The sequence below is a fragment of the Campylobacter sp. RM12651 genome, from assembly GCF_022369475.1.
Taxonomy (GTDB): domain Bacteria; phylum Campylobacterota; class Campylobacteria; order Campylobacterales; family Campylobacteraceae; genus Campylobacter_E.
This window is the reverse complement of record NZ_CP059600.1, coordinates 1,196,258-1,222,271: the sequence shown is the minus strand read 5'-3', so window position 1 is coordinate 1,222,271 and position 26,014 is coordinate 1,196,258. Positions and strand designations below refer to the sequence as shown.

26 protein-coding genes are annotated in these 26,014 nt (G+C 27.3%); 8 read left to right on the top strand and 18 right to left on the bottom strand.

All coding sequences use genetic code 11. The features are described 5' to 3' along the window. Positions 1-19 precede the first annotated feature (19 nt). The 8 genes from mnmH to AVBRAN_RS05860 are packed head-to-tail and all read right to left on the bottom strand — an operon-like array spanning position 20 to position 7,353. The gene (gene mnmH / locus AVBRAN_RS05895; protein WP_239802729.1) at positions 20-1,000 is read right to left on the bottom strand and encodes a tRNA 2-selenouridine(34) synthase MnmH; all 981 of its coding nucleotides are present in this window, start codon (positions 998-1,000) and stop codon (positions 20-22) included. Continuing rightward, complete coding sequence (locus tag AVBRAN_RS05890) at positions 987-1,457, bottom strand: HIT domain-containing protein (RefSeq protein WP_239802728.1); 471 nt, start codon at positions 1,455-1,457, stop codon at positions 987-989. The genes mnmH and AVBRAN_RS05890 overlap by 14 nt, the downstream gene beginning before the upstream one ends. Continuing rightward, positions 1,429-1,899: a hypothetical protein gene (locus AVBRAN_RS05885; protein ID WP_239802727.1), complete on the bottom strand. Its 471-nt coding sequence runs from the start codon at positions 1,897-1,899 to the stop codon at positions 1,429-1,431. Before AVBRAN_RS05885 ends, AVBRAN_RS05890 begins: the two co-directional genes overlap by 29 nt. Continuing rightward, on the bottom strand, positions 1,887-3,269 hold the full coding sequence (locus AVBRAN_RS05880) for a hypothetical protein (RefSeq protein ID WP_239802726.1): 1,383 nt from the start codon (positions 3,267-3,269) through the stop codon (positions 1,887-1,889). Before AVBRAN_RS05880 ends, AVBRAN_RS05885 begins: the two co-directional genes overlap by 13 nt. Next, positions 3,251-3,616 carry a YkgJ family cysteine cluster protein gene (locus tag AVBRAN_RS05875; RefSeq protein ID WP_239802725.1) on the bottom strand — a complete coding sequence of 122 codons (366 nt, stop codon included), beginning with the start codon at positions 3,614-3,616 and terminating at the stop codon, positions 3,251-3,253. The genes AVBRAN_RS05880 and AVBRAN_RS05875 overlap by 19 nt, the downstream gene beginning before the upstream one ends. Further along, on the bottom strand, positions 3,606-4,286 hold the full coding sequence (locus AVBRAN_RS05870; RefSeq protein WP_239802724.1) for a methyltransferase: 681 nt from the start codon (positions 4,284-4,286) through the stop codon (positions 3,606-3,608). Before AVBRAN_RS05870 ends, AVBRAN_RS05875 begins: the two co-directional genes overlap by 11 nt. Next, positions 4,283-6,421: a hypothetical protein gene (locus tag AVBRAN_RS05865; RefSeq protein WP_214116691.1), complete on the bottom strand. Its 2,139-nt coding sequence runs from the start codon at positions 6,419-6,421 to the stop codon at positions 4,283-4,285. The genes AVBRAN_RS05870 and AVBRAN_RS05865 overlap by 4 nt, the downstream gene beginning before the upstream one ends. Positions 6,422-6,423: 2 nt before the next feature. Next, on the bottom strand, positions 6,424-7,353 hold the full coding sequence (locus AVBRAN_RS05860) for an NAD(P)-binding domain-containing protein (protein WP_214116693.1): 930 nt from the start codon (positions 7,351-7,353) through the stop codon (positions 6,424-6,426). A 75-nt stretch (positions 7,354-7,428) separates the two neighbouring features. Between AVBRAN_RS05860 and trpS the strand changes: the two genes are divergently transcribed. The 3 genes from trpS to AVBRAN_RS05845 are packed head-to-tail and all read left to right on the top strand — an operon-like array spanning position 7,429 to position 11,915. Then, positions 7,429-8,397: a tryptophan--tRNA ligase gene (gene trpS / locus AVBRAN_RS05855; protein ID WP_214149742.1), complete on the top strand. Its 969-nt coding sequence runs from the start codon at positions 7,429-7,431 to the stop codon at positions 8,395-8,397. Positions 8,398-8,406: 9 nt separating this feature from the next. Further along, entirely contained in the window at positions 8,407-9,654 is a 1,248-nt protein-coding gene (gene serS, locus AVBRAN_RS05850; RefSeq protein ID WP_214149743.1) for a serine--tRNA ligase, read from the top strand. Between the two features lie 8 nt (positions 9,655-9,662). After that, entirely contained in the window at positions 9,663-11,915 is a 2,253-nt protein-coding gene (locus AVBRAN_RS05845) for a tetratricopeptide repeat protein (RefSeq protein WP_214120054.1), read from the top strand. A gap of 14 nt (positions 11,916-11,929) precedes the next feature. Here the strand turns inward: AVBRAN_RS05845 and AVBRAN_RS05840 are convergent, their stop codons facing one another. The 3 genes from AVBRAN_RS05840 to AVBRAN_RS05830 are packed head-to-tail and all read right to left on the bottom strand — an operon-like array spanning position 11,930 to position 14,690. Beyond that, a complete protein-coding gene (locus tag AVBRAN_RS05840) occupies positions 11,930-12,376 on the bottom strand; it encodes a low molecular weight protein-tyrosine-phosphatase (protein WP_214120053.1) in 447 nt (148 codons plus the stop codon). 18 nt (positions 12,377-12,394) lie between these two features. Continuing rightward, positions 12,395-13,078 (bottom strand): hypothetical protein, encoded by a 684-nt coding sequence (locus AVBRAN_RS05835; RefSeq protein WP_214120052.1) that lies wholly within the window; start codon positions 13,076-13,078, stop codon positions 12,395-12,397. A gap of 1 nt (position 13,079) precedes the next feature. Further along, entirely contained in the window at positions 13,080-14,690 is a 1,611-nt protein-coding gene (locus AVBRAN_RS05830; RefSeq protein ID WP_239802723.1) for a 4Fe-4S binding protein, read from the bottom strand. Positions 14,691-14,738: 48 nt separating this feature from the next. Here AVBRAN_RS05830 and selA point away from each other — a divergent pair, with 48 nt between their 5' ends. From selA to AVBRAN_RS05815, 3 genes are all read left to right on the top strand, one after another. Further along, the gene (gene selA / locus AVBRAN_RS05825) at positions 14,739-16,025 is read left to right on the top strand and encodes an L-seryl-tRNA(Sec) selenium transferase (protein WP_239802722.1); all 1,287 of its coding nucleotides are present in this window, start codon (positions 14,739-14,741) and stop codon (positions 16,023-16,025) included. A 2-nt stretch (positions 16,026-16,027) separates the two neighbouring features. Next, positions 16,028-16,465 (top strand): thioredoxin-dependent thiol peroxidase, encoded by a 438-nt coding sequence (gene bcp / locus AVBRAN_RS05820; protein ID WP_214120049.1) that lies wholly within the window; start codon positions 16,028-16,030, stop codon positions 16,463-16,465. Positions 16,466-16,641: 176 nt separating this feature from the next. Next, positions 16,642-17,649, top strand: coding sequence for a HAMP domain-containing sensor histidine kinase (locus AVBRAN_RS05815; protein ID WP_214116717.1), 1,008 nt, complete (start codon positions 16,642-16,644; stop codon positions 17,647-17,649). A gap of 34 nt (positions 17,650-17,683) precedes the next feature. Here AVBRAN_RS05815 and AVBRAN_RS05810 read toward each other — a convergent pair whose 3' ends face one another. Together AVBRAN_RS05810 and AVBRAN_RS05805 are read right to left on the bottom strand one after the other, a co-directional pair. Then, on the bottom strand, positions 17,684-17,872 hold the full coding sequence (locus AVBRAN_RS05810) for a hypothetical protein (protein ID WP_214120047.1): 189 nt from the start codon (positions 17,870-17,872) through the stop codon (positions 17,684-17,686). An 8-nt stretch (positions 17,873-17,880) separates the two neighbouring features. Beyond that, complete coding sequence (locus tag AVBRAN_RS05805) at positions 17,881-18,492, bottom strand: riboflavin synthase (protein ID WP_239802721.1); 612 nt, start codon at positions 18,490-18,492, stop codon at positions 17,881-17,883. A gap of 49 nt (positions 18,493-18,541) precedes the next feature. Here AVBRAN_RS05805 and mnmG point away from each other — a divergent pair, with 49 nt between their 5' ends. After that, positions 18,542-20,398 carry a tRNA uridine-5-carboxymethylaminomethyl(34) synthesis enzyme MnmG gene (gene mnmG, locus AVBRAN_RS05800; RefSeq protein ID WP_214116728.1) on the top strand — a complete coding sequence of 619 codons (1,857 nt, stop codon included), beginning with the start codon at positions 18,542-18,544 and terminating at the stop codon, positions 20,396-20,398. Further along, positions 20,395-22,425 carry an adenylate/guanylate cyclase domain-containing protein gene (locus AVBRAN_RS05795; RefSeq protein WP_239802720.1) on the top strand — a complete coding sequence of 677 codons (2,031 nt, stop codon included), beginning with the start codon at positions 20,395-20,397 and terminating at the stop codon, positions 22,423-22,425. Before mnmG ends, AVBRAN_RS05795 begins: the two co-directional genes overlap by 4 nt. A 19-nt stretch (positions 22,426-22,444) precedes the next feature. On the opposite strand, the gene AVBRAN_RS05790 is transcribed toward AVBRAN_RS05795, so the two are convergent. Genes AVBRAN_RS05790 through fliL form a run of 5 tightly spaced genes read right to left on the bottom strand, consistent with a single transcriptional unit; the run spans position 22,445 to position 25,967 of the window. Continuing rightward, the gene (locus AVBRAN_RS05790) at positions 22,445-23,278 is read right to left on the bottom strand and encodes a CheR family methyltransferase (protein WP_214116732.1); all 834 of its coding nucleotides are present in this window, start codon (positions 23,276-23,278) and stop codon (positions 22,445-22,447) included. Positions 23,279-23,283: 5 nt separating this feature from the next. Then, a complete protein-coding gene (locus AVBRAN_RS05785; RefSeq protein WP_214116734.1) occupies positions 23,284-23,835 on the bottom strand; it encodes a CheB methylesterase domain-containing protein in 552 nt (183 codons plus the stop codon). Next, a complete protein-coding gene (locus tag AVBRAN_RS05780) occupies positions 23,823-25,097 on the bottom strand; it encodes an MFS transporter (RefSeq protein ID WP_239802719.1) in 1,275 nt (424 codons plus the stop codon). Before AVBRAN_RS05780 ends, AVBRAN_RS05785 begins: the two co-directional genes overlap by 13 nt. A gap of 1 nt (position 25,098) precedes the next feature. Next, on the bottom strand, positions 25,099-25,449 hold the full coding sequence (gene acpS, locus AVBRAN_RS05775; protein ID WP_214116738.1) for a holo-ACP synthase: 351 nt from the start codon (positions 25,447-25,449) through the stop codon (positions 25,099-25,101). After that, complete coding sequence (fliL, locus tag AVBRAN_RS05770; protein ID WP_214116740.1) at positions 25,449-25,967, bottom strand: flagellar basal body-associated protein FliL; 519 nt, start codon at positions 25,965-25,967, stop codon at positions 25,449-25,451. Before fliL ends, acpS begins: the two co-directional genes overlap by 1 nt. Positions 25,968-26,014 lie beyond the last annotated feature (47 nt).

The following is a 26,014-nucleotide window of genomic DNA, read 5'->3' as shown; positions in this document are numbered from 1 at the left end:
AATCCTTTAGATTATAAAATTACAATTTAATTAACTCATTTTTAGCTTTTTCTAAATCATCAAGATTTAATAATAAATCAAATTCCTTAGGTTTTTTATAGACCTTATCATAATAATTGACTAAAAGTATTTTTGCTACACTTTTTAAATCCTTATTATTATAAGCAGTGCTTAGCTCATAAACTAAGGCATTTCCTAAATAAGGCTTTAATCTCTCAAGACAAAAATAAAAAAACTCCGAGCTAATGTTTTGATAATCATTCACACAATTTTGCACTCTAATATCCAAACTAGCTTCGCAAAACACCTTAATACCGCTATTCATTTGCTCGTAAAAATTATTAAATAAAGTTATAGTTCCTATGTTTTTGCTCTCTGCTTCTATGAATACTTTTGCATCTTTTAATGTTTTTAATTCATTTATTAGATTTATATCAAATTGTTGTTGGCTAGGTTGTAAAAACCCACGAGAGCCAAAAGTTGAGCCGAAATGATGGGCTAATTTTTCTAAATCTATTTTATTATCAAGTAATTTTAAAAGCCTTGTTTTACCACAAGCTGTATTTCCTGCTAGGCTTACAAAATTAGGATTTTGATAGCTATTAAGATATGAAATCATCTCGTTTCTAAGTTCTTTAAAACCACCTTCGCATTTATAGACTTTAAATCCAATCTCACTTAAAATATGACCTATCGCGCCACTTCGCTGACCGCCTCTAGCACAATAAATATATATTTCATCTTTATGTGGATTTGCTATATTTTGTATTTTTTTAAGATGAATGCTTGTGTTTTTACAAATAAAACTAGCTCCTAATAATTTTGCATTAAATTTATTAGTAGCATATTTTGTCCCTACTAATTTATGCTCTTCGTTATTTAAAGCAAAAAAGTTTAAGGCTTTTTTTAAATGTGCTTTTTTGTATTCATTTGGACTTCTTGCGTCTATTAAAATATTTTTATTAATATTTAAAAATTCTTTAGCACTAATTAGCTGCATTGTAGTTTTTAAAGCTCTCTTTTATCTTTAAATATAATTCATCTAGGCTAGTCCCTATAACTCTAGTATCACAAATAGTGGTTATAAAATTAGTATCCTTATGCCATCTTGGTAAGACATGTAAATGCAAGTGTTTTGCTATACCAGCACCTGCTGCATCGCCTAAATTAAGTCCGATATTTACTCCTTGTGCGTGCAAGGTTGTTCTCATAATATTTTCAGCAAATCTAGCTATTTTTGCCATTCTAAGCCAAGTTATCTCATCTAAATCGTTTAAAAACTCAACATGCTTTCTAGGAGTTATTAGAATATGTCCTGGAGAATAAGGGTATTTATTCATTAAAACCCTACATAACTCATCTTCATAAACTAACACTTCACTATCTTCGCAAAAAGGACATAAACTTCTATCTTCTTTAAAATATTTATCACGCCAAGGTGCTTTTAGGTGTTGCATTAAGAATTCCTTTGTATTTAGTATTTGGAACATTTTTTAATAATTTATCGTTAGCAATAAAAATATCAAATTGTTTTATGGTAGCTTTAAATAAATCTATATTGTTTTTAGCTAAAAACCCTAAGCTAAAACCACAATTTTTTGCAAGATTTAATAAATCATTATTAGCAATTTTATCCAAAACAATCCCATCAGCTCCGTAAATACTAGCTTTGATTAATTCATCTTCGCTTAAGTTTTTTGAATAATAAAATAAATGCTTTTTAACATAACGCCTAGCATAACCTAGCTCATCAAAATCATTGGTAATAAAAGCATCATTTAAATCATTTAAGTCATAGCTAAATTTAATTATTTCATTTTTAAATTCACTTAAATCTCTTGGATAAAACAGATTAAATCCAAGGCTTTTTATTAGAATTTCTTTGCTTAATTCTTGCATTTATTTATCCTTTGATTATGCAGTTTTATTTCATCTTCATTTAAAACATCTTCGTTTTGTAATACTTTTTGCATAGTTTCTTGTGCGTTTTTGCAATCATTTATTAAATAATATCCCCAAGCTAAAGTATCAAGAAAATAAGCATTATCAGGTTCTTGTTCTAAAGCTTTTTGTATTAGTTTTATACCTTTTGCAATATCAATTTTTTCATCAATTATTGTATAAGCATATATATTTAGCATATTAGGAGCAACACCACCTTTAGCTACTAATTCATCTAATTTGAAATAATCAAATTCTTTAGGATTATCTAGCATTTCGTATATATATGATTCTATTAAATAACTATTATTATTTTCTTTAATTGCTTTTTGATATAAAAATTCACTAAGTTTTTTATATTCTTTTAAATTAAAATATACTTTATAAGCTAATTCATCATCTAAATTAGCTATTTCATAAAGTTCTTTTTTCTTGTTAAATTCCAATAATTTCTTAGTTATTGTGTATAAAATATCTTTATTATTTGTAAATTCATAAAGCTTCATTCCTAAGCTAAAAATCTCATTAATATCTGAAGAATTATTAAGTTCATAAAGCGCTTCTAATCTATACAATAAAAACAATGAATAATCAGGATTTATAGGCACTAATTTAGTATATTCTTTGATATTTTTATAATCTTTTTCTTTAAATAATTTTAATATTTGTTCTGAATAGCCTTTAGGGTCTAATCTAATCGTTTTCTCCCACATATTAAGAGCTTTTAAAGCATTTAAACGCATTAATAAAAAAGGAGCTAATTCTGTATCTACTTTATTATTTTCTTCTGCGGTTTTATTAAATTCTTCTGTTAGTTTTACTACATCTTTATATTTTTCGTTAGCCATAAGCATTTCAATATATAAATATAATGAGTATAAATTGCTATATTTTTTATAATAATCTTTAGATATTTGTAAGGCTTCTTTTTTTAATCCTTGATTAAACAGCTCCTTACTCATAGCATTAGCTAGTGTAAAATCTTCGTTTTTTGATATGAATTTGTAATATTCTTTTTTTGCTTGTTTATAATTTTTTTGCTCTACTAATTTAACAATATCTAGTTTTTTTATTAAATTATTATCTTTATCAATATCTCTTAAAGTATTTACTGCTTTATCCATATTTAAATTAGCAATAAAACCTTGTTTTATTCCATTTTCTAAATAAGCTTTTAATTTTGTTTCATCATATAATTTTAAATATGATTCGCTAGATAATTTAGCATTATTATTTTCATTTAGCATTGCATTTAAACGCAAATCATCAATACTATCAGCAAAAGTAATACTAGCTAATAAGATTAGTATTAATTTACCCCAATACATTCTTTTTTAAGCTCCTTTAGGTTATTTTTAAAATATTCCCAAAACGGAAATGTTCTACATTGCATAGGTCTTGCTTCATATACTCCACAATTTTTATTAATTTCATCAAAAAATATACAAGCAAAGCCATTGTTATATGGCTTTTCAATTAGGCTAAACCTAACGCCTACTTTAATGCAATATTTACTAACAAAATCATTAAAAGTTGTATTTTTTATCTTAGCTAGTTGGATAATTTCATCGCTAGTTAAAAATATATAACCACTCTCACCCGTGCAACACTTACCGCCACACTCACTGCATTTACTCTCATCAAATGAATATGAGTAATCTTTATTATAAATCATAACTTTGAACCTTGATATTTTGATAAATTGAATTAAATTCTTTTGTTGTGCCATTGCTATCGTTACATATTAAAGGTGGCAAAATCAGCACATCACTTTTGCTTAATTTTCTTGCTTTAATTAATACTAAATTTGATGGTTTTTCTGCTTTTGTGTGAATAAATCTTATTATTTCGCATTTTAAATTCGTATTTTTTAAGGTTTCAAATATTAAATCAATTTTTTTAGCATCATAACAAAAATATAAAAAACCTTTTGGTTTTAATAATTTATCAGCACTTTTTAACAATATTTCAAGTGGTAAAAAATCAATATGTCTTGAAATATTTAAATGCTTATTTTGTGCTTGCATTTTAGAATAAAATGGTGGATTAGAGATTATAAAATCATAATAATTATAAACTTTATAATCTTTAATATCACCTAAAATTACTTTATAATCAAGATTATTTTTTTCATAATTTTTTTTGCATAGTTTTACATTTTCTTCTTGAATATCAATTGCATCTATTTTTATATTTTTATTTTCGCTTAATAATAGGCTTAAAATTCCACTCCCAGCACCAATATCAAGTCCTATTCCTTTAAGCTTATCTTTATTTATAAAATCATATAAAATTATGCTATCACTATTGTAGCGATAGCCGTTTTTATATTGATAAATTATCATTTATAAACTCTTAAAATAAAGCCTTTTTTATTGTCTTTTGAGTATTCAGGCTCTAAACTTGAGCTAATTAGTGCATTAGGAATTTTTGATTTTATATAACTTGCAGCACTTTTTGTTCTATCTTTTGATAATCCAAAATTAGCTAAGCGAGTTAATCTTTGCACTTCTTTGCTAGCCATATGAACTCCATCAATAGCACTTAAACTCTTAAAGCCACTATCATCAATTATAGGAGTTATCTCATATAAATAATTTTGATTATATTTTGCTAAGAATTTATCAAGTTCAAGCGAGCAAGTTTTACTAAGTCCAATTACTCCTGATTTTATATCATCACAAACAAAAGTATCTTGTAGTTTTAAACTATTTGTATTTAACGAACTTCCTTTTTGAGCTAATTCAAGTTTTTTTTCTAATTCTTGAATTTTTTCTTTTTTTGCTATTAGTTCGCTATTTTCTTGATTATAGTTATTTAAAGTTTTGATATTTATTTCATTTAGTTGTTTTAATAGCTTATCTTTTTCTTCTTCTAAGGCTAAAACTCTTTCAGAATTTGTATCCTTACTAATAGTTAATTTTAGTTGTTCAATTTCATCTAAAAGTGTTTTGTTTTCTTGTTTTGCTTTATTATTATCTAGTTCTTTAGCCGCATATTCTTCTTTTAAAGCTATATATTTTACATTTAGCTCATCATAAGCTTTTGAACTTTCGTAAAGTTTATTATTTAAGTCCTTAACATCGTTTTGTTTATTACTTAAGCTATCGTTTTTATAGTTTAAAAACTCATTATTAATTTTATTTAATTGCGTGGTTAATTCTATTTTTTCTTTTTGTAAATTATCTAATTTTGTTTTTAAATCCATATTATTTGCACTACTTGCTTTTAATTGCTCATCAATTTTTTGAAGTTTTGCTATTGTTTCACTTAAATCTTTTTCTTTTTTCTTTGAGTCTAATTCTAGTTCTTTATTTTTTAGTTGCATATCTTTTAATGCTATTTCATTTTTTGTATTTTTATCTTGTAACTTAGCATTAGATTCATTAACTTTATTTAGCTCTTTTGTAAGATTATCAAGTGAATTTTGGCTTTTATCACTTAAATCCTTAATCACTTTAGTTTGTTCGTTTTTAGATTTTTCAAGTTCTAGTTTTGCCTGAAAAACTTCATTTTTTAATTCATCTCTTTGTTTTTCAATATTTTTTAAATTATCTAATTTTTGTTCTAAATCATTTTTAACTTGATTTAATTTTAATATTGAAGTTTTAGCATCATCTAATTTTGCTTGGAGATTTTTATTATCCAAATTAAGCTTTACAAAATCAGAATTATTATTGCTTTTTAATTCATCATTTAGCTTGCTTGCTGCTTTTATTTCTTTACTTAATTCAAGATTTTTTAAGTTAAGTTCATTATTTACTTTACTTAATTCAGCATTTACACTTTCTAAATTCCCTAGATTTTTTACTCTTTGTTTTAAAATATCATTTTCTTTAACCACATCTGTATAATTTTTTTGATTTGCTATGATTTTTGCATTTGCTTTATCTAATTCATCTTGCAATTTTCTTGCTAAATTATCGTGTTCAAATTCGTCCATTTGTTTTTGATTACTAAGAGTTCCTAGTAAAGAATTTAGATTTTTAACAGCGTTTTCTTTATCATTTAAGCTTAATTTTAAACTATCGTTTTCGCTTTTATAATTTGCTAAATCTTCATTTAGCTTATCTATCATTTGCTGATATGAGTTTTTGCTATTTTCATTTACTAATAAACTTTCGTTATTTAAACGATGAACTAATTCATTATTCTTAGTTTCTAATTGTTCGTTTTGTATTTTTAATTTTTCAATTTCTTGATATAGATTTTCTATTTCATTGGCTTTGGTATTGCTATTTTTTAAGCTTTCTATTTGCTTTGTAAGCTTTACAATTCTATCATTTAATATCTTATAGTTTTGTTCTTCAAGTTTTGGCAATTGCACTTGTTTTGTTTGTTGTTTTTGCTCTATTTTTACTTGTGGTTTTATTGGTGTTTGGTTTGTTTTTGTGTCTTTAGATGGAATTACAAAATAAATTCCACCTAAAATAACAGCACAAGCACCTAAGCTATATAGTGTTAAATTCTTCTTAGCCAAGCTTAACCCTTAATAATATAATCAGCAATTTTTTTAGCGTGATTTAAAGCCGTTATTATGCTTTCTCCATTTTTACTAGCAATATCTCCTGCTACGAAAATATTTTTAACATTACTTTGCATATTAGTATCAAAAGTAGGAACGCCTTTATCATCAATTTCTATTCCACTATTTGTTAGAAAATCAACTGGAGTAGAGCCGCCAATTCCATAAATTATCCTATCAAAAATCTCTTTTTCACCATTAGTATAAGTAACTTCAGGTTTGTTATCTACTTCATTTACTTCGCTAATATCAGTTGCTAATTTTAAAGTAAGTTTTGCTTCATATACATTTTTATGATTTATTTCATTAATTCTACTAAATTCAGCTCTTCTATAGCATAATGTAACATTTGCTTTTTTGCTTAAATCAACAGCGTATTCAACAGCACTATTACCACCACCAACTACTAAGATTTTTTCATTTTCTTTAGCGTCGTTTGCGTTAAAATTGATAACTTTACTCAATTTTGAAGGTAGTTTATAACTTGGTTTATTTGGTTTTCCCATTCTACCTATTGAAATTACTGCATTTTTTGTTTTAAATTCGCCTTTACTTGAATATACAACTAAATTTCCATCAACTTGCTTGATTTTCTCAACTTCATTTGAAAACATTACTTCAAAAGAACCATCGCAAAGGCTTGTAAATAATTCTAATGAGCTTTCTTTTGTTCCATCTTCAAAAGGTATATTTCCTAAGTTTGGAATATCAATTTTATTATAAACTTTATCAACTCTTTTTCCATCTTTATAATAAGTTCTAAAAGTTTGACAATTCTCTGCTGCTTTTTCTATTAATAAAACATTTTTTAAACCATTTTTATGTGCTTCATAAGCACTTGCAATTCCCGCTGGACCTGCACCTATTACTACTAAATCATATAGCATTTAAGCTCCTTTATTAATTTTTTTGCTCTATATTAAGCATAAATTTTAAATTACAAGTAAAGATATGGAGAACAAATGAGAATTTTTACAGGACTTCAGCCAAGTGGGGATTTGCATATAGGCAATTATTTTGGAGCAATAGCTCCAATGATGAAAAGACAAAATGATAATGAAATGATAATGTTTATTGCAAATTATCACGCTATGACAAGTATTTTAAAGGATAAAAAAACAGCTAGTAATTTTAAAGATAATATTAACAAAGCAGCAGCTGCATTTTTAGCTTTAGGATTAAATCCAAATAAAAGTATATTTTATTTACAAAGTGATGTTAAAGAAGTCTTAGAACTTTATTGGATACTATCGCAATTTACTCCTATGGGATTACTTGAAAGAGCACATTCATACAAGGATAAAATAGCAAAAGGTCTTAGTGCAAATCACGGCTTATTTTCATATCCTGTTTTAATGGCGGCTGATATTTTATTGTTTGATGCACCATTAGTTCCTGTTGGAAAAGACCAAATTCAACACCTAGAAATCACAAGAGATATTGCAATTAAATTTAATAATGAATTTGGAAATGTATTTACTATCCCTGAAGCATTAGTTGATGAAAATACTCAAACAATAGTAGGCACAGATGGTGCTAAAATGAGTAAAAGTTATGGCAATACTATTGATATTTTCACAAGTTATAAACAACTTAAAAAACAAGTAAATAAAATAGTAAGCGATAGCACTCCTATTGAAGAGCCTAAGGATTGGAAAAATTGTAATATATATAAAATTGCTGAATTATTTTTAGATGAAAATGATTTAGCAAGTCTTCGTTCAAGGTATGAAAAAGGTGGAGAAGGATACGGGCATTTTAAATTGTATTTATGTGATGTTATTTGGGAGTATTTTGACAAGGCTAGAAGTGAGTATGAAAGATTATTGCAAGGTAAAGAAATTGCTGATATATTAAACGATGGTGCAAAAAAAGCTAGTATATTAGCGCAAAATAAAATGCAACAAGTTTATAAAGCTTTAAGTTTATAAGGAGAAATTATGATAGATTTAAGAAAAATTGAAGAAAATTATGAAGTTTTTAATCAAAAATTAAAAGCAAAAAAAGTAGATGATGGAGTTTTAAAAAGTTTATTAGATAGCTACAATGATACAAAAGCGTTAAAAATAGAATTAGAAAACGCTCAAAGTTTTCAAAACAAATTCTCAAAAGAAATGGGACTTAAAGCAAAATCAGGAGAAGATATAAGTGAGCTTAAAAAGTCTTTAGATGAAAATAAGAAAAAAATAGCTGAATTAAACGAAAAAGTAAGCATAAGTGAAGCTAAATTAAATGAAATTGCAGCTTGTATTCCAAATTTAATAGCTGATTGTGTGCCTATTGGAAATGATGAAGAAGAAAATGTAGAGATTAAAAAGGTATTAACTCCACCAACATTTAATTTCACTCCAAAAGACCATCATGATTTAGGTGTGGCACTTGGTTGGCTTGATTTTGAGCGTGGTGTAAAAGTTGCTAAAAGTCGTTTTGTAGCTTTACGCGGTGAAGGTGCAAGACTTGAAAGAGCATTATATAATTATATGATAGATTTTAACCGCTCAAGAGGATTTGAGTTTGTAAATACTCCTTATATTGTAAATGCTAATACTATGTTTGGCACAGGACAATTACCTAAATTTAAAGATGATTTATTCAAAATTGATGGCGAAGAATTGTATTTAATCCCTACAAGTGAAGTTAGTGTAACAAATCTATATAATGATGAAATTATAGCTTTAAATGAATTGCCTATTAAAATGACTTGCTATTCACCTTGTTTTAGAAAAGAAGCAGGAAGTGCAGGGCGTGATACAAAAGGAATTATCCGCCAACACCAATTCGGAAAAGTTGAACTTGTAAGCATTAGCACTCAAGAAGATAGCGATAAAGTATTTGAAGATATGCTTAGTTGTGCAAGTGATTTATTAACAAGCTTAGGTTTAGCTCATAGACATTTAATGCTTTGTAGTGGGGATTTGGGCTTTAGTGCAGGAAAAACCGTTGATTTAGAAGTGTGGCTACCAGCACAAAATAAATATCGTGAAATTAGCTCTGTTAGTAATTGCTATGATTTTCAAGCAAGACGCGCAAAAATAAGATATAAAGATGAAAATGGTAAAAACAAATTAGCTCATACACTAAATGGTTCAAGCCTTGCAGTAGGTAGGACTTTAGTAGCTATTATGGAAAATTATCAAAGAGAAGATGGCACAATAGCAATACCTGAAGTATTACAAAAATATATGTAAGATAAAGTATGGCAGAAGAACAAGTAATTGTTATTGAAGAAGGAAATACTCTTCCAGTAAAACAAAGTAAGTTCAGCAAAAAAAGTATAATTTTAATCGCTGGACTTTCTTTACTTATTATTATTTTATTGGTAGTTTTGCTTTTTTTAATTTTTACTCAAGATAAGTCAAAAGAAATTAAAGTTGAGCAAAATGAGCTAATAGAACCAAAAATAAGCATTCAACAATTTAAAAGCCAAAAATTAGATTTAATGGTGGCAAAAGCCAATGCTTTATATGAGAGTGGAAACAAAAGTGAAGCTTTAAAAATATATGAAAATATAGCTAAATATAATGAGAGTTTTTCGCATTATAATTTAGGAGTTTCAAGAATGAAACAAGCAAACTATAAAGGAGCTTTAGAGAGTTTTCAAAAGGCTTTAGAAAATAATGAAAATAACACGGTGGCTGCTTTAAATGCTGCTGTTTGTGCTTTAAAATTACAAAAAGATAAAGAATTTAAATATTATATAGATTTAGCATATTCTTATTTAAGTAACGAAAAAAACTCAAGCCTTTATTATTATTACTTGGGTTTAGTGAATTTTTATAAAGGATTTTATCCTGAAGCTTTACAAGCATTAAATAAACAAATCCATCCACTTTATCAAAACGACGCAAGATATTTAAGAGCAAAAATATTAAGCTCATTTAATAAAAGTTCTGATTCTATAAGAGAGATTAATTTACAAGATTCTTATGATAAAAATTTATCTTTAGGATTACTTTATGCAAGAAATGCTGAATATAACAAAGCAAGATTTTATTTAAAAAATGCACTTGAAAAAAGAATAAAACCAAAAGAGACAAAATTAGCTTTAGCTTTAGTTGATATAAAATTAGCAGAATATCAAGAAGCTTCAAGGTTTTTAAAAGAATTAGAGAAAAATGATTTAGAGTGGCTTAAGTCAAGTTATAATGTCAAAACAACCATAGATGATAGGATATTTGATATAAATTACGCTCAACATACTTATGAAAAAACCTTTATAGATTCAAAGCAACAAAAATATGATTTGATATTTTATTTTTCGCCTTTTAAAGTATTTGATGCGACAAGTGCGACTAAGATGATAAATAAGGCAAATGTTAATATTTACTTAGATGATTTAGATAAAAGCTCAAATTATCTTAAAAATAGTCAAACTTTATCAAAGATAAATATACAAATTACAAAAGCTTTAAATTATGCTTTTAGTTATGATATAAAGAGTGCTAGTGAGTTATTAGAAGAATTAGTAAAGCTTTATCCACAGCATAGTATTTTGCAATATGATTTAGGTTTAGCATATGCACTCTTAGGCAAATATGATTTAGCAAAAAAACACTTTTTAGCTAGTTATCATTTAGACCCTAAGGATTTAAGAGCAGGAATTTATGCTTTATTTTGTTCGGATTTGTTATATGATGATACTACGAAATTAGAGCAAGATTTACAATATAATTTAAATTATGTTGAAGATGAAAAAGATAGAAATTATTATTTAGCATTGCTTTCAATTAAGAAAAAAGATTATGTAAATATGCAAGGTTTTTTGAACCAAACTAATACAAATAATATTAGCAATATTAGTTTAGAAATTCTTGGATTTTATATGCAAAATGATTACGATAAGATGATAGATAAATCAAAAGTTTTAATAGACTTAAGTGATAATGACATAATCGCAAATATTTTATATTTTTCTTTAAAAAACAATAAAAAAGATGTAAAAGCCTATGCTAAAGATGTTCAAATGTATTTTCTTAACAAAAAATTAGATTATCGCTCATTATTTGGTGGTGCTAAAATAGTAGGGTATAACTATGTAAAATTAATGCAGATTTCAGGTCTTTTACAACAAGAAAGAGAAAAATTAAAGCAATATTTAAAAACTAATGAAGACATAGGAGCTTTAAAAGCACTTGCTTATATAGATATTTATGCTAATGAATTTGAAGAGAGTTTTGCAATTTATAATAGTTTGATTGATGATTATCATATTGAAGATTCTGATATTTTATTTTTAGCTAGTGTTGCAGCTATTGGAGCAGGGCATAATAATTCAGCTATAGCCTTACTTGAGCTATCTCGTGTAAAAAATCCAAGCAATCTTGAATCAAGATTGGCTTTAGCTTTACTTTATCACGAAGCAAAAAATTATGAATCAGCTATATCGCAATATGAGAAAATGAATGATGAATACAAATCAGAGTTTTTTACATTTCAGATATTTAGATAAGATTTAGTTTTTAGCTAAATCTTATTATTTTCAATTTCTTTTAAAATGTTTTTGCAAGCATTATTTAAAATCATATAAACTTCATCAAAATTATTTGTATACCAAGGGTCAGGCACATTTTTATATCCTAAATCACAATAAGAACATATTGGTTTTACTTTGTCTTTAAACTCATAAAAATTATTTAAAACATCTTTATAATTACTCTCGTCCATAGTAAGGATTAAATCATATTCTTGGCATAATTTTTTTGTGAGTTTTTTTGATACGAAATTATCGCATTCAATATTTTTATTTTTTAAAAGTTTTTTCGTGCCTATATGCATATCTTCTCCATCGTGATAACCTGCTGTTCCTGAACTTGTTATTTTAAATTCTTTATTTTTGCATAAGTCTTTCATAATAAACTCAGCCATAGGAGAGCGACAAATATTGCCTAAACATACAAACATTATCTTCATTTTATTCCTTTATAAAACTTATTCTATATTTTCTTTAAAGCTAGTTAGCTCACTCATATTGATTTTTGAAAACTCGGTTGGAAGTCTTGGTTCATAAGGTATTCTTTGCAATGCTTTATCTGCAACCGATTCTTTTTTAGCAGGTGCATTTACACTATAAAATGCCCTTTCAATTTGTATTAAATAAGATATGATATTTGCAATATGAGTAAATATTTTTGAGTTTTTATGAGTTTGTAGTTTTTCACAAAACTCATCTACAACCTCATTAATAATTCTTGAAAATAGCTCCTGACATAATTCATCATTATTTTTGCATAAAACACTACCTAGATAAAATAAAAAATTCATACTATCTTCATTATCGCTAAGATTTGTGTTTTTGATTAAATTAGCTCTTTTTAAAATTCCTGTTGCAATTATTCTCATTTTGCCATTATCACGCCCTTCATCATAAAAACTAGCATCAGTAGGCACATTTACATAAGAAAAATCATAAAAAACAGCATTTTGCTCATCTTTATAAGCTGCATAATCAGTATCTAAAATTACTTTAAAATCATCTTTTAAATCATCTAAATTATCATAAAAAAACTTAGCTTGTTCTCTTAAAGTATTAAAATCATCATTATTCATAAAGCTAATTGCTCTAGCACAAAATTCGTAAAAATATGACCTAGTTATATTTAATTCTTCGTTCATTTTAACCTTTCAAAAATTTATTTAATTTTTCTTCAAGTGGTGCAAAAAAACTATTTGTATCATCAAAAACTTGAGCTTGTTTTAGCATCATTATCTTAGCCTTACAATCAGCACAGCAATAAAGCGAGTATTTTTTCGTAACATCAGAGCTAAAAGTAGCCCCTAAAATACCAGCTATTTTATCAATTGATTTTTTAGTAGCAAATTCTTTACCACACTCAATACAAGCAAATAATTCATCTTTAGCTAAAGTTTTATGAGTAAAGCTAATCGGATTTAGTTCTAAAATATCATTTTGTATAAAAATAGTATCTTTTTCAGCACAAGAATTTATACAATATCCACAACTTGTGCATAATGATGCGTTAAATTTAATAGCATTTTCTTTACTATCAGCTAAAATTGCATTCGTATTACAAGCCCCAGCACAAGAAGCACAAAGGGTGCAAGTGCTTTCATTTATGCTAATTTTTGCATAATTTTTAGCAGTGATTACACCTTTATCTAAATTATTTAACATAGAAGAGATTTTTAAGCCAAAAAGCTCTCTTTTATTTAGTCTAAAATTACTTTCGCTTGATTTAAATTCTTTTATCAATTCATTTGGAATTTCATCTAAATTTGCATTTACATATATGGCTATTTTTCCTGTGATTGCCTTGCAAATATCATTTACTAAGTTGATTTTTTCGGCTAAAAATTCGCTAATATCTCCAACTATAGCAATGCTTTTACCACTTGTGTTTATTAAATGTAAAAGTATTAATTCATCCAATAAATCAAAAGGTATATTAAATGGTAAAAAATGCTTTATATTAAAATCATTATCATAATTTTGAGTTATTATTATTTGCTCGTTTTCATAGATTTTGCTAATTTCTTTTATGCAATCTTTATTAAACTCACAAAACTCAAGTGCATTAGTAGGACATACGCTTACGCATTTTGCACAATTAATACAATCAATTTCGCTTATTATGATTTTTTTATCATCAGTGCTTAAAGCCACGCTAGGACAGGCTTCAACGCACCAACCACAATGCTCACTCCTACGCCCATCTAATTGGCATAAACTTGAATTAAACTCAATCTTTCTTGTAAAGCTAATTTTACCCGTTAAAGAATTTAAATCTTGCAATATATTTTCATGATTTATTAATACTGCGTGATTGTTTAGTTTTGTTTGTGAAATAGCTAAATCACAATCTAATTCGCCTTCTTTAGTAACTACTACAAGTGAGCCAATCCCACCATAAACAAACTCAAATTCACTAACACAAACAGCCTTATAACCATTATCTATTAATTTATTTTTTAAATCTTTATCATCAAATAATATGCAAATTCTTTTATCAATATTCGCATATAAATTAATCTCACTTGAATAATCATAATTAATAGCTCTTGCTTCATATAATTTTTCTAATTTTTCATTATTAAAAGCACTTGAGTTTTTTATATAAAAATCAATTTCAGGAGCATAGATTAAAGCATTTAAAGCCTTATCATTTGCTATTAGAAATTTCTCACTAGTAGGGCTATTTATAACGGCTATATTTTTGCCTAAATCATCTATAAAATCAGCCTTTTTTAAATATGCAAATTCTTTCATTTTTACCTTTCCTTGCTAGTATTTTAAAAAATATTTAAGGATTTTAAAATGCTACCACAAATATCAAAATTAATTAATGCCTTTAATGATAAACCTAGTTTTTTAGTTAGCTTTTTGGCTAAAGAATTAATAAATGAACTAAGAGCTACTAATAAAGAGCAAAGTTACGAGATGATACTCAAAGAGCTTAATGAAAGAATTAATAAAAGGCTATTAAAAGAGCCAAGAGCATTGATAAATGCTACTGGTGTGGTGCTTCATACAAATCTTGGTCGTGCTTTAATGAGCGAGAGTGATTATGATGAATTAAAGGCTTTTCATACTAATAATATTAATTTAGAATTTGATTTAGAAAGCAATGCAAGGGGTAAAAGAGATGAAAATCTCATATTTTATTTAAAAATGCTTTTTGGTTGCGAAGATGCACTTGTGGTAAATAATAACGCTGCTGCTGTATTTTTAGTATTAAATACTTTAGGTAAAAACGAAGGTGTAATTACAAGTAGAGCCGAGCTAGTAGAAATTGGTGGGGGATTTAGAGTAAGCGATGTGATGCGTGAAAGTGGAGCAAAGCTTATTGAAGTAGGGACTACTAATAAGACTAAGATGAGCGATTATGAAGCTGAATTAAACAATGCAAAAATGATTTTAAAAACTCATAAATCAAACTTTTATATCGGTGGATTTAGTCAAGAAGTAGATGCGATTAGCCTAAATGATTTAGCTTGTAAAAATGAAAAAATATTTTATTATGATTTAGGTAGTGGCTATGTGGATTTAATAAATGATAGTTTAAGGGATGAACCTAGTGTAAAAAGCCTAATATCTAAAGGTATTAGCTTGGTTTCATTTAGTGGGGATAAATTATTTTCTAGCACTCAAGCAGGAATTATTTTAGGTAAAAAAGAACTAATTGAAAAATTACGCAAAAATCAGCTTTTAAGAATGTTTAGGCTAAATAAAACTAGCTTATTAATACTTACAAAAGCTGTTAAAAATTATTTAAATAAAGACTATGCAAATCTACCAAGCTTAGCTTTATTAAATGATACAAAATCTCAAGTCTTAAACAAAGCAAAAACCTTGCAAGAGCTAATAAATTTTGGCGAAATCATAGAGAGCAAAAGCCTAGTAGGGGGTGGCTCAATGCCTGAAAAATTACTAAGTGGCTATGCTTTAAAAATTAAGGCTAATAAATGCAAGATAAACGAACTTTTAAATAAAGGCGTAGTGGCTAATTATGATAAAGATAGCATAATAATTGATTTAAGGAGCGTTTTACCTAATCAATTAGAATGCTTAGCAAATATTATAAAAGAAGTTTTAAAGGATTAAATATGGAATTTACTTTATTAAATCAAGATGAAGTAGCGATTAATCTAAGTGATTTTCGCGGTAAAAAGGTGATAGTGTTTTTCTATCCAAAAGCTTACACTCCAGGTTGTACCAAGCAAAATTGTGAATTAAGTGAGAGTTTTGATAAATTGCTTAATGCAGGATATGTGCTGATTGGAATTAGTCCTGATAAGTGTGAAAAACTAGCGAAATTTAAAGCTGAATACGGCTTAAATCAGATTTTATTAAGCGATGAATTTAAAGAAGTGGCTAAGCTATTTGGTGCTTGGGGGATTAAGAAAAATTATGGTAAAGAATACGAAGGGCTTATTCGCTCGTGCTTTATCCTAGATGAAAACGGCGAAATCATTAAAGAATACAAAAATCACAAAGCAACAGGTTTTGCCGCAAGACTTAATAAGGATTTATTAGGAGAATAATTAGATTTTAGCCTTAATGGCTAAAATCAAAAAAATATAATTTATTTTTCCATAATTGCTACTATTTTCTCTTTTTAAAGATATTCTATAATGTGAAATACTATATAAATTCTAATTTTAAATTCTTTTTGTTTTTATAAAAACTGCTAAGATAATTAAAAAATTAAAGGACATTTATGAATAAAAATATTTTAGATAGCTTAGATTTATCAGATAAGCAGAGTTTTGCTGATGGGCTAAAGGCGTTAATTGAGCAAACTTATGTAGTAGAGAATGAATACAAGGCTTTAAAGACTTCTTATGATAGTTTAATGCTAATGATAAATGAAATCATTGAGATTTTACCAAGTGCTATTTGGGTTTTGGATGAAAATCAAAATCTAGTAGTGAAAAATAAATTAGCAAGTGATGAATTATTTAGGCAAATTGACCTTAATAAAGAGCATTATGAATTAGAATTTTTAAACAATTTTTATCAAATCAAATCTATAAAATACGCTGATAAGCACCTAATAATGGCTACAAATATTACTAAAGAAAAGCGAGATGAAAGGCTTGTTTCTATGGGTCAAGTAGCGGCTAATTTAGCTCACGAGATTAGAAATCCAATAGGCTCGGTTTCGCTTTTAGCAGGGGTGCTTTTTAGTAAAGTTGAGCTTAAAAATAAACATATTGTAATGCAAATGCAAGATGCGATCAAAAGGGTTGAGAGAATAATTGAGAGCACTTTACTTTTTACTCGTGGGTTTAAGCTAAATAAATATGAGTTCAATTTGCAAGAATTTGAAAACGAATGCCAAAATGTCTTTAATACCTATAATAATAGTGATGAGATAATTCTAAGTGAATGCACTTTTGCTCCATTTACAATTAGTGCTGATAAGTCTTTAATAAGCTTAGTTTTAAGTAATTTAATCTATAACGCAATTGATGCTTGTGAAGAAAATGGCACTATCAAAGTCAAAGGAGAAATTATAAATAATATATATAAAATTAGTGTTTTTGATAGTGGCGAAAAGATAGCAAATCTTACTAATCTTTTTGAAGCATTCAATACAACCAAATTAAAAGGCAATGGCTTAGGCTTAGCATTATGCAAACAAATCTGCAACGCTCACAATGCAAACATATACTATTGCAACGAGCCTAAGAGCTTTTGCGTGGAATTTAAATTAGATATTTAATAATTCATTGATTATTAAATATCTTAATTATTTTTTATTTGCTTTTTTGAGCGTTTGTTTTAGCGTCTTTTATAAAGTTTAAAAACTCGTTTATTTTATCGTAATTATCAAATGATACTTGTTTTTTAATAAGCATTTTTACTAATTTTTCATTTGCCAAATACTCATCATCCATCTCTTGTGCTTTTTGCACCAAAGCTCTTAGCATAATTTCTTCATTCATAAAAACTCCTAATAAATAGCACTAATTCTATCAATATCATCCCAAGTAAGTGAGTTATTTTTATAATTTAGCATTCTATGAACATATCTTGCCAAAATATCAGTTTCTACATTTACTAAATCATTGATTTTATATGAATTAAATAAAGTATCTTTTAAAGTAATATCAATTATTGTAAGTCTTATAGAATTGTTTAAAACTTCATTGATAGTAAGGCTTACTCCATCAATTGCGATGCTACCTTTATTACACACAAAAGGCATTAATTTTTCATCAAGACTTATATAAAAATCTATCCCACTAGTAAGCTTATTTATCTTAATGATTTTACCAAGCCCATCAATATGCCCACTTAAAATATGCCCATCAATCCTATCTCCTACTTGCATTGCTAATTCAGTATGCACTTTTTCACCTACTTTAAAAGGTTTGATTATTTTTTGAGTTTCACTACTAAGATTTAGACTAAAGCCGTCATTATGAGTTTTTATCACACTAAGACAAGCTCCATTAGTTGCTACACTATCTCCTATGTTTGGTTTTAGTTTTGAAATTAATCTTAATTCATTATTTGAATAGTTTTTTATAAAGCCACATTCTCTTATTAAACCATTAAACATTTTTATCCTTTACAATAAGCTTAGTGTATTATAAAAAAAAGGATTAATGATGTATGATATTATAGTAATTGGTGCTGGTCATGCTGGTGTTGAAGCAGCACACGCAAGTGCTAAAATGGGTAAAAAAACACTACTTCTTACGATTTTAAACGATAGAATTGGAGCAACTTCTTGCAATCCTGCAATAGGCGGACTTGCAAAAGGGCATTTAGTAAAAGAAATAGCCGCACTTGGCGGAATTATGCCAAAGATTACTGATTTAAGTGCGATTAATTACAAGACTTTAAATGAGAGTAAAGGTGCAGCTGTTCGTGGAACTAGAGCTCAAATAGATATGGATGAATACAATAAAAATGCTAAAAATATATTATTAAATATGCCTAATTTAGACATTTCTCAAGAAATGGTTACAGAGCTTTTAGTAAAAGATAATGAAGCTTATGGAGTAAAAACAGAGCTTAATAAAACTTATGAAGCTAAGAAAATAATTTTATGCAGTGGGACATTTTTAAATGGTTTAATTCATGTAGGTTTAAGCAAGATAAAAAGTGGTCGTGTAGGAGAGCTTAGTGCTAGTGAGTTAGGCGATAATTTAGCTGCTTTAGGGCTTAATCGTGGAAGACTTAAAACTGGAACTTGTCCTAGAATTGCAGCAAGCAGTATTGATTTTAGCGTATTAGAAACTCAAGAAAGCGATTTAAATACTAAAGGATTTAGCTTAGAATTTACTTCTCATACATTGCCGCAACTTCCTTGCTATATAGCGCATACAAATACAACAACCCATGATATTATCCGTTCAAATTTTGATAAAGCTCCTATGTTTACAGGACAAATTAAAGGAGTTGGCCCTAGATATTGTCCTAGTATAGAAGATAAAATCAATCGTTTTGCGGATAAAGAAAGTCATCATTTATTTATTGAGCCACAGACAAAAGAAGCTACAGAATATTATATAAATGGTTTTTCAACTTCTTTACCATTTGAAGTTCAACATTCAATGATACGCTCGGTTAAAGGCTTTGAAAATGCTAAAATCACAAGACACGGCTATGCAATAGAATATGATTATTTTGACCCGCTTGATTTGTTTCATACTTTAGAAAGTAAAATTATTAAAAACTTCTATCTAGCAGGTCAAGTAAATGGGACAACTGGTTATGAAGAAGCAGCAGCTCAAGGGCTTATGGCAGCTATAAATGCAAGTTTGGCAATTGATAATAAAGATGGACTTGTGTTACGCCGTGATGAAGGATATATTGGTGTTTTAATTGATGATTTAGTTACAAAAGGCACAAAAGAGCCTTATAGAATGTTTACAAGTAGGGCTGAGTTTAGATTATTACTTCGTGAAAGCAATGCAATCACAAGGCTTAATAAATACGCTTATGAGTGTGGTTTAAGAGATGAAAATAGCTTTAAATACTATGAAAATCAAATAAATGATATTAAAAAAGGTTTAGAGTTCTTATGTGAAAGCAGGGTTGTTCCTTCAAATTCTTTTAATGAATTATTAGCAAGTATTAATGAAGAGCCGATTTCTCAACCAACAACTCTTCAAAAAATCATAGCTCGTAGCACGATAACAAAGGAAAAAATGCTTTCTTTAGCACCAAGTTTGGCTAATTTAAATGATTTTGTTTTAGATGAAATTTTACTTGATGCAAAATATTATCATTATGTAAAATTACAAGATGAAAGTATTCAAAATCAAGCGAATTTGATTAAGATTAAAATTCCAAATGATTTTACTTATCGTGGAATTAGTGGGCTTAGTAATGAAGTCGTAGAAAAACTTGAAAAAAATAAGCCTGATAATTTGTTTGATGCAAGTAGAATTAGTGGAATTACCCCAGCCGCAATTGATATTCTTCAAATTTATATTAAATTAAAGGCTAAAAATTGATTAGACATTTAAGTAAGTTTAAGAAATTTTATTCTTTTATAGTTTTATCAATTTTAATGATTGTTTTTTCATTTTTTATAACTATAAAAGAAGTAGGTATCATCACAAGGCTAGATAATTTAACTCACGATATGTTTTTTAGAATTAATGCTTATTTTAATCATAATATTAAAGGTGATAGTAGAATTGCTATAGTTGATATTGATGAAAAAAGCTTAGCTAGTCTTGGGCAATGGCCTTGGGATAGAGATATTCTTGCTTGTTTGGTGTATAAATTAAATGCTGCTAGCGTAGTAGGATTTGATATTTATTTTGCAGAAAGCGATAAGCGTGGAGAAATTACTAAAAAGATGAATGATATGGAGTTTAATTCTTTAAACATTCCAAAATATCATTTTTGCCAACGCACTCAAGATACTGATAAAGCTTTTGCTATGGCACTTTCAAAGACAAATAGTATTTTAGCCTATGCTATAAACTTAGGCTCTTATATAAACGATACGGAAAAAAAATTAGCCCCATTAAGTAATCAAAGTATAGCTGAAGATAATATTGATTATTCATTGCTTGAACATGGCAAAAATATTACAGCAAGTATAGAAGAATTAAGTGATAATGCTTATGCAAATGGATTTGTTAATTCATATTCACATTTAGATAATGTAATCAGAAATGCCTTTATGATGATTTATTATGATGATGGTGAGTTTAAACAACTCTTACCAAGTCTTAGTCTTGCAATGTATGCAAAATATCTAGGAATTGATGATATTAAAGCAATTGGGGATAATTTTAAAGATATACATTTAGTATTAGGAGATAAGGATAGCTTTGTAGTGAATGCTCACGCATTGCTTGGTTTATATTTTAAAGGAAAATCTCCGCATTATGATTATATTAGCGCTATTGATGTTTTAGATGGGACTATTAGTAAAGAGTTCTTTAAAGATAAAATAGTTTTAATTGGAACTAGCGTTGTAGGGCTTAATGATATTAGAAGCAATCCATTAGATGAAAACCTACCAGGTGTTGAAATCCACGCAAATGCTATAGATAATTTATTAAATGATGAATACCTAACAACCCCAAAATATTCATCTGAAATACTTTTAATTTCTTTACTAATAATAATTGCTCTTAGTGTTTCTTTTATGTATTTTAAAAGCATAATTTTACAAGTTTTATGGCATTTAATACTTTTAGCAACTATTATTTTAGGGCATTATTATTTTATAATTAGCAAGAAGTATTTACTTCATACATTTGAACTTATTTTGGTTTTAGCTATTATGGGAGTAATTGGGATATTAATTAACTTCTTTTTAGAAAGCAGACAAAAAGAATTTATAAAAGCTAAGCTAGAAAAAAAGGTTTCAAAAAGAGTAGCAGAGCAATTGATTAATACAGATAGCAATGTATTTAGCACAAGCAAAAGAGAAATATCAGTATTTTTTAGTGATATTAGAGATTTTACTACGATTAGTGAGAATATGGATGCTTCTGATTTGGTTAATTTCTTAAATAAATATATGACCCCTATGAGTGATATTATTTTTAAATACAATGGAACGGTTGATAAATATATAGGCGATGCTGTTATGGCGTATTTTAATGCTCCAAATGATTTAGAAAATCACGCTGATTGTGCTTTACAAGCTGCAATTGAACAAATAAAAGCTTTAAAGCTTTTAAACGAAGATTGGGGCAAAAAAGGACTTCCTTATATAAATATAGGCATAGGAATTAACACAGGTGAATGTATTGTAGGGGAGATGGGAAGCCTTTCAAGAAGTGATTATACTTGCATAGGAGATGGGGTAAATACGGCAAGTAGGGTAGAAAGCTCTTGTAAAAACTATAAGGCAAATATCTTAATCTCTCATAACACTTTAGCAGCCTTAAAAGACGCTAGTATATATGAATTAGAATTAGTTGATGAATTAAAGCTAAAAGGTAAAGATGAAGCTACTAAATTATATAAATGCAGTGGCTTTAAAGGAGAGAAATTAACTTTATGGCGTGAATAATTAGGGATTTAATTTCTAATTATTCTTTTACATAGTAAGTACAAGTATTTGCATATACTTTTTTTAATTCATTATGACTTGGAACTAAATCAGCATGTCCAGCGAAAAACATTCCACCATCATTGAGATTTTTGACAAAATTATCAACCAAGCGGTATTTGTATTCTTCATTAAAATAAATCATCATATTTCTTGAAAGTATCACATCAAATTTACCTAATTCTAAAAATTTCTTATCAAATACATTCACAACTTCAAACTTAGCATTAGAAAAATATTGGCTTTTTATCACATATTCATCATTGTCTTGGTCAAAGTATTTTTTGATTAGATTATCATTTAGATTATATAATGAGCGTTTTGAATATCTTCTAGCTCTTGCTTTTTGAATAATTTCAGCATTTATATCTATTCCTAAGATTGAAAGATTAGTAATCCCTGCTTCATTTGCTAGCATTAGTATTGAATATACTTCTTCTCCACTTGAACTTGGAGCGCATAAAATTCTTCTTTTGCTAGGTTCTGCTCTTAGGATATAAATTAATTCATTAAGTTGTTTTAGTTCTCTATAAAAATAAGTTTCACAAACCGTTATTAAGTCAAATAATTCTTGTCTAATAGGAAGGTTTAAATCCATTTTATTAGTTAATTGAGAAAAAGAGCTTAAATTATTATTAGTGCAAAATTTGATTAATTTTGGTCTTATTGTTGTTTTTTTAACTTCTAAATCAATTCCACAAACTTGCCTAATTTTCAATAAAAGCATATCAAACTCATAATTATCATCGTGGAATTTAAACTCTTCTTTTTGTTGATTTTCTATATCTTTTTTATTTGATAAAAAACTAAACATAAAACCTACCTTTGAATGAAATTTACAATTTCTTTTTTTATATCTTCAATGTCAAGTTGTAAAAGATTATTATTTAATTCATAAGCTCTTTTTGGCATTCCATAAACTATACAAGATTTTTCACTCTCGCCTATACACTTAGCGCCTTTTTTGTATAGTTCAAATAAGCCTTTAGCACCATCATCTCCAATCCCTGTTAATAATATTGCTAGTATTTCATAATCTTTTGTAAGTTTTGAAGCACTATTAAACAATAAATCTACATTAGGACAAAATGGAAAAACTCCATTATTAAAATTAGCCCTTAGATTTGAAAATAACTCCGTATTGTATTGACAAATATATATTTTTTTATCATCTAAAAAGCAAGTATTTTCTAATAACGCAACATCGCTTAAACATTCTTTATCAAGTTGATGTGCGTAACTTGGTAAAAAATTTGCTTGCATATGTTGAGCAATAACTATTGTTGTATTTACAAGTTTTAAATCTTGAATTAAATACTTAATCTGACTAGGACCACCTGTGCTAGCACCTATTAAAATTACTTTTCGCATCCATAATTCCTTATATAAAATAACCAATAAAAAGCACCTATTATAAAGCAACTTCCAATTAATATTGTAATATAAAAAGTGCCAACTTTATTATCAAATAACCAACCAGTTAGTAAAGTAATTGCTAATGAAAAGCTCATATAAATCATATCAACATAAGCAATCACTCTGCCATAATATTCTTTATCGCAATTGTTTTGAATTGCTGTATAAGTATAAGACCATATCGTGCTAGTAAAAAATCCAGCAAATATTAAACCTATAAAAGATACCCAGAAATTAAATTGAAGTAAAGCCCAAGTAATAATCCCTAAGCCTTGTAAAATAAAAAAATAAAATAATCTTTTGTGATTTACGACTTTACTTAAAATTAAAGGTCCAACCACTAAAGATAAAGCTCTAATTGCATTACTAAGTCCTATTATTAAACCTGTGCTTAGAATTTCTTTTAGAAAATATACTTTATTTAAATAATCATATCCAGCTAAAAAATTAATCAAAGCATCATAAGCTGTAAATCCTATAAAGGCGTGTAATAGTATTAAATGTAATATTTTTTTATTTCCTAGTAAATAAAACAAACCTTCTTTAGCCATTTTTGTGATATTTTTGAAATAAAATTTTTCATTTTTTACTTCTATTTTTATAAAAAATAATAATGTAATTCCAATTAAAAATAAAAAGCAATCAAGCAAAAAGGCATTATAAACCCCAAAATAATGTATAAACATACCAGCAACTGCCATTCCTGTAGTGTATGAAATAGCCCAAACTACTGAAAATAACTCATTTGCTAGCTTTAATCTGTCTTTATCAAAAATATGTGGCAATAAACTCATTTCAGTTTGAAAATATAAACTTGCAACCGCAAGTCTTATAAAAATTAGTAAAAATAGTATAAAAATATAACTAGCGTCTTTTATAAAAATTAGTAAAAATACTGAAAATAATTCAATGATAATTGATAATAATAAAAGTTTTTTAGACTTAAAACTATCAATTATAATTCCACTAATTGGCGCCATTAAAATAGTAGGCAAAAATGCAAATACAGCAGAAAAAGATATAGCCCATTTTTTCATACTTTCGTGATTTATTTCAGAGCCTAAAATATTCCAACTAAACTCGCTAAAATCAAACTCAATTAGCATAGTATAAACACCAATTTGTGAAAACCAAGCCCCAAAATAAGTTATGAATTGAACTAGGATAAGAATTTTAAAAGTCTTACTATATTTTAATAATTCAAGATAATTTTTCAATTTATTTCTCCAGCATAACAACAGCCATTGCAATCCCTGCATCGTGGCTAATACTAAGATGAGCTGATTTTACTCCAAATTTATTAAAAATTTTTTCACTAAATAAAATACTAGGTCTATTTTGATTATTTTTTATAATTTCTATATCCATAAAAGAGCAATCTTTACTAATTCCACAGCCTAAAGCTTTACTAGCTGCTTCTTTTGCTGCGTAATAACCTGCAATAGAATTTGAATTAGAACTTAGAGTTTTTAATTCGTTTTCGGTAAGGATTTTTTTTAAGAATTTAATTTGAGATTTAGCTAGAATTTTCTCAACTCTAGCAATCTCAACAATATCACAACCAATCATCAAGTAATCACAAAATCAGTAAAATAAATATTTTTGATAAAGCCATCATTTAATACTTCATTAATTTTATTGATAATTTCTTCTTTTAATCTTTCTTTGCCTTTTCCTGTGCTTATTTCTTCTACACTTTTTGAGCTTAGAGTTTCTATTATTTTATCTTTAATAATAGGTATTTTTTTATCAAGTTCTGGTGTTAGTGTTTCTATATTTTGCTCTAATTCAATTTTGCATTTTAAATATTTAGTCCCACTATCACTTACTAAATTCACGGTAAAGCCATCTAATGGATAAATAACACCAACATCAGCTGACATTTCGTTCTTTTTCTTAGCAGGTTTTTTTTCAACTTGCTCGGTTTTTACACTTTCATCAGCCTTTTCTTCATCGCCACTTCCCATTAATAAAAATATAACTAAACCGCCTATGATTAATACAACAAGTAATAAAACGGTTACTAAAATTAAAACCAAACTAGAACCTTTTGATTTTGGTGCTACAACTTCTTCGTTTTCTGCCATTTATTAACCTTTTTTGATAAATATTTTATAAATTGAGATTTTAGCAA

Excerpts from the sequence above, each read along its gene's own strand:
- AVBRAN_RS05840 (WP_214120053.1), bottom strand. The coding sequence starts at position 12,376 with ATGAAGATAATGTTTGTATGTTTAGGCAATATTTGTCGCTCTCCTATG.
- AVBRAN_RS05860 (WP_214116693.1), bottom strand. The coding sequence starts at position 7,353 with ATGCTATATGATTTAGTAGTAATAGGTGCAGGTCCAGCGGGAATTGCA.
- mnmG (WP_214116728.1), top strand. The coding sequence starts at position 18,542 with ATGTATGATATTATAGTAATTGGTGCTGGTCATGCTGGTGTTGAAGCA.
- AVBRAN_RS05790 (WP_214116732.1), bottom strand. The coding sequence starts at position 23,278 with ATGTTTAGTTTTTTATCAAATAAAAAAGATATAGAAAATCAACAAAAA.
- AVBRAN_RS05875 (WP_239802725.1), bottom strand. The coding sequence starts at position 3,616 with ATGATTTATAATAAAGATTACTCATATTCATTTGATGAGAGTAAATGC.
- AVBRAN_RS05805 (WP_239802721.1), bottom strand. The coding sequence starts at position 18,492 with ATGTTTAATGGTTTAATAAGAGAATGTGGCTTTATAAAAAACTATTCA.
- AVBRAN_RS05845 (WP_214120054.1), top strand. The coding sequence starts at position 9,663 with ATGGCAGAAGAACAAGTAATTGTTATTGAAGAAGGAAATACTCTTCCA.
- AVBRAN_RS05815 (WP_214116717.1), top strand. The coding sequence starts at position 16,642 with ATGAATAAAAATATTTTAGATAGCTTAGATTTATCAGATAAGCAGAGT.
- trpS (WP_214149742.1), top strand. The coding sequence starts at position 7,429 with ATGAGAATTTTTACAGGACTTCAGCCAAGTGGGGATTTGCATATAGGC.
- fliL (WP_214116740.1), bottom strand. The coding sequence starts at position 25,967 with ATGGCAGAAAACGAAGAAGTTGTAGCACCAAAATCAAAAGGTTCTAGT.
- AVBRAN_RS05890 (WP_239802728.1), bottom strand. The coding sequence starts at position 1,457 with ATGCAACACCTAAAAGCACCTTGGCGTGATAAATATTTTAAAGAAGAT.
- AVBRAN_RS05830 (WP_239802723.1), bottom strand. The coding sequence starts at position 14,690 with ATGAAAGAATTTGCATATTTAAAAAAGGCTGATTTTATAGATGATTTA.
- acpS (WP_214116738.1), bottom strand. The coding sequence starts at position 25,449 with ATGATTGGTTGTGATATTGTTGAGATTGCTAGAGTTGAGAAAATTCTA.
- AVBRAN_RS05870 (WP_239802724.1), bottom strand. The coding sequence starts at position 4,286 with ATGATAATTTATCAATATAAAAACGGCTATCGCTACAATAGTGATAGC.
- bcp (WP_214120049.1), top strand. The coding sequence starts at position 16,028 with ATGGAATTTACTTTATTAAATCAAGATGAAGTAGCGATTAATCTAAGT.
- mnmH (WP_239802729.1), bottom strand. The coding sequence starts at position 1,000 with ATGCAGCTAATTAGTGCTAAAGAATTTTTAAATATTAATAAAAATATT.
- AVBRAN_RS05835 (WP_214120052.1), bottom strand. The coding sequence starts at position 13,078 with ATGAACGAAGAATTAAATATAACTAGGTCATATTTTTACGAATTTTGT.
- selA (WP_239802722.1), top strand. The coding sequence starts at position 14,739 with ATGCTACCACAAATATCAAAATTAATTAATGCCTTTAATGATAAACCT.
- serS (WP_214149743.1), top strand. The coding sequence starts at position 8,407 with ATGATAGATTTAAGAAAAATTGAAGAAAATTATGAAGTTTTTAATCAA.
- AVBRAN_RS05885 (WP_239802727.1), bottom strand. The coding sequence starts at position 1,899 with ATGCAAGAATTAAGCAAAGAAATTCTAATAAAAAGCCTTGGATTTAAT.
- AVBRAN_RS05880 (WP_239802726.1), bottom strand. The coding sequence starts at position 3,269 with ATGTATTGGGGTAAATTAATACTAATCTTATTAGCTAGTATTACTTTT.
- AVBRAN_RS05810 (WP_214120047.1), bottom strand. The coding sequence starts at position 17,872 with ATGAATGAAGAAATTATGCTAAGAGCTTTGGTGCAAAAAGCACAAGAG.
- AVBRAN_RS05785 (WP_214116734.1), bottom strand. The coding sequence starts at position 23,835 with ATGCGAAAAGTAATTTTAATAGGTGCTAGCACAGGTGGTCCTAGTCAG.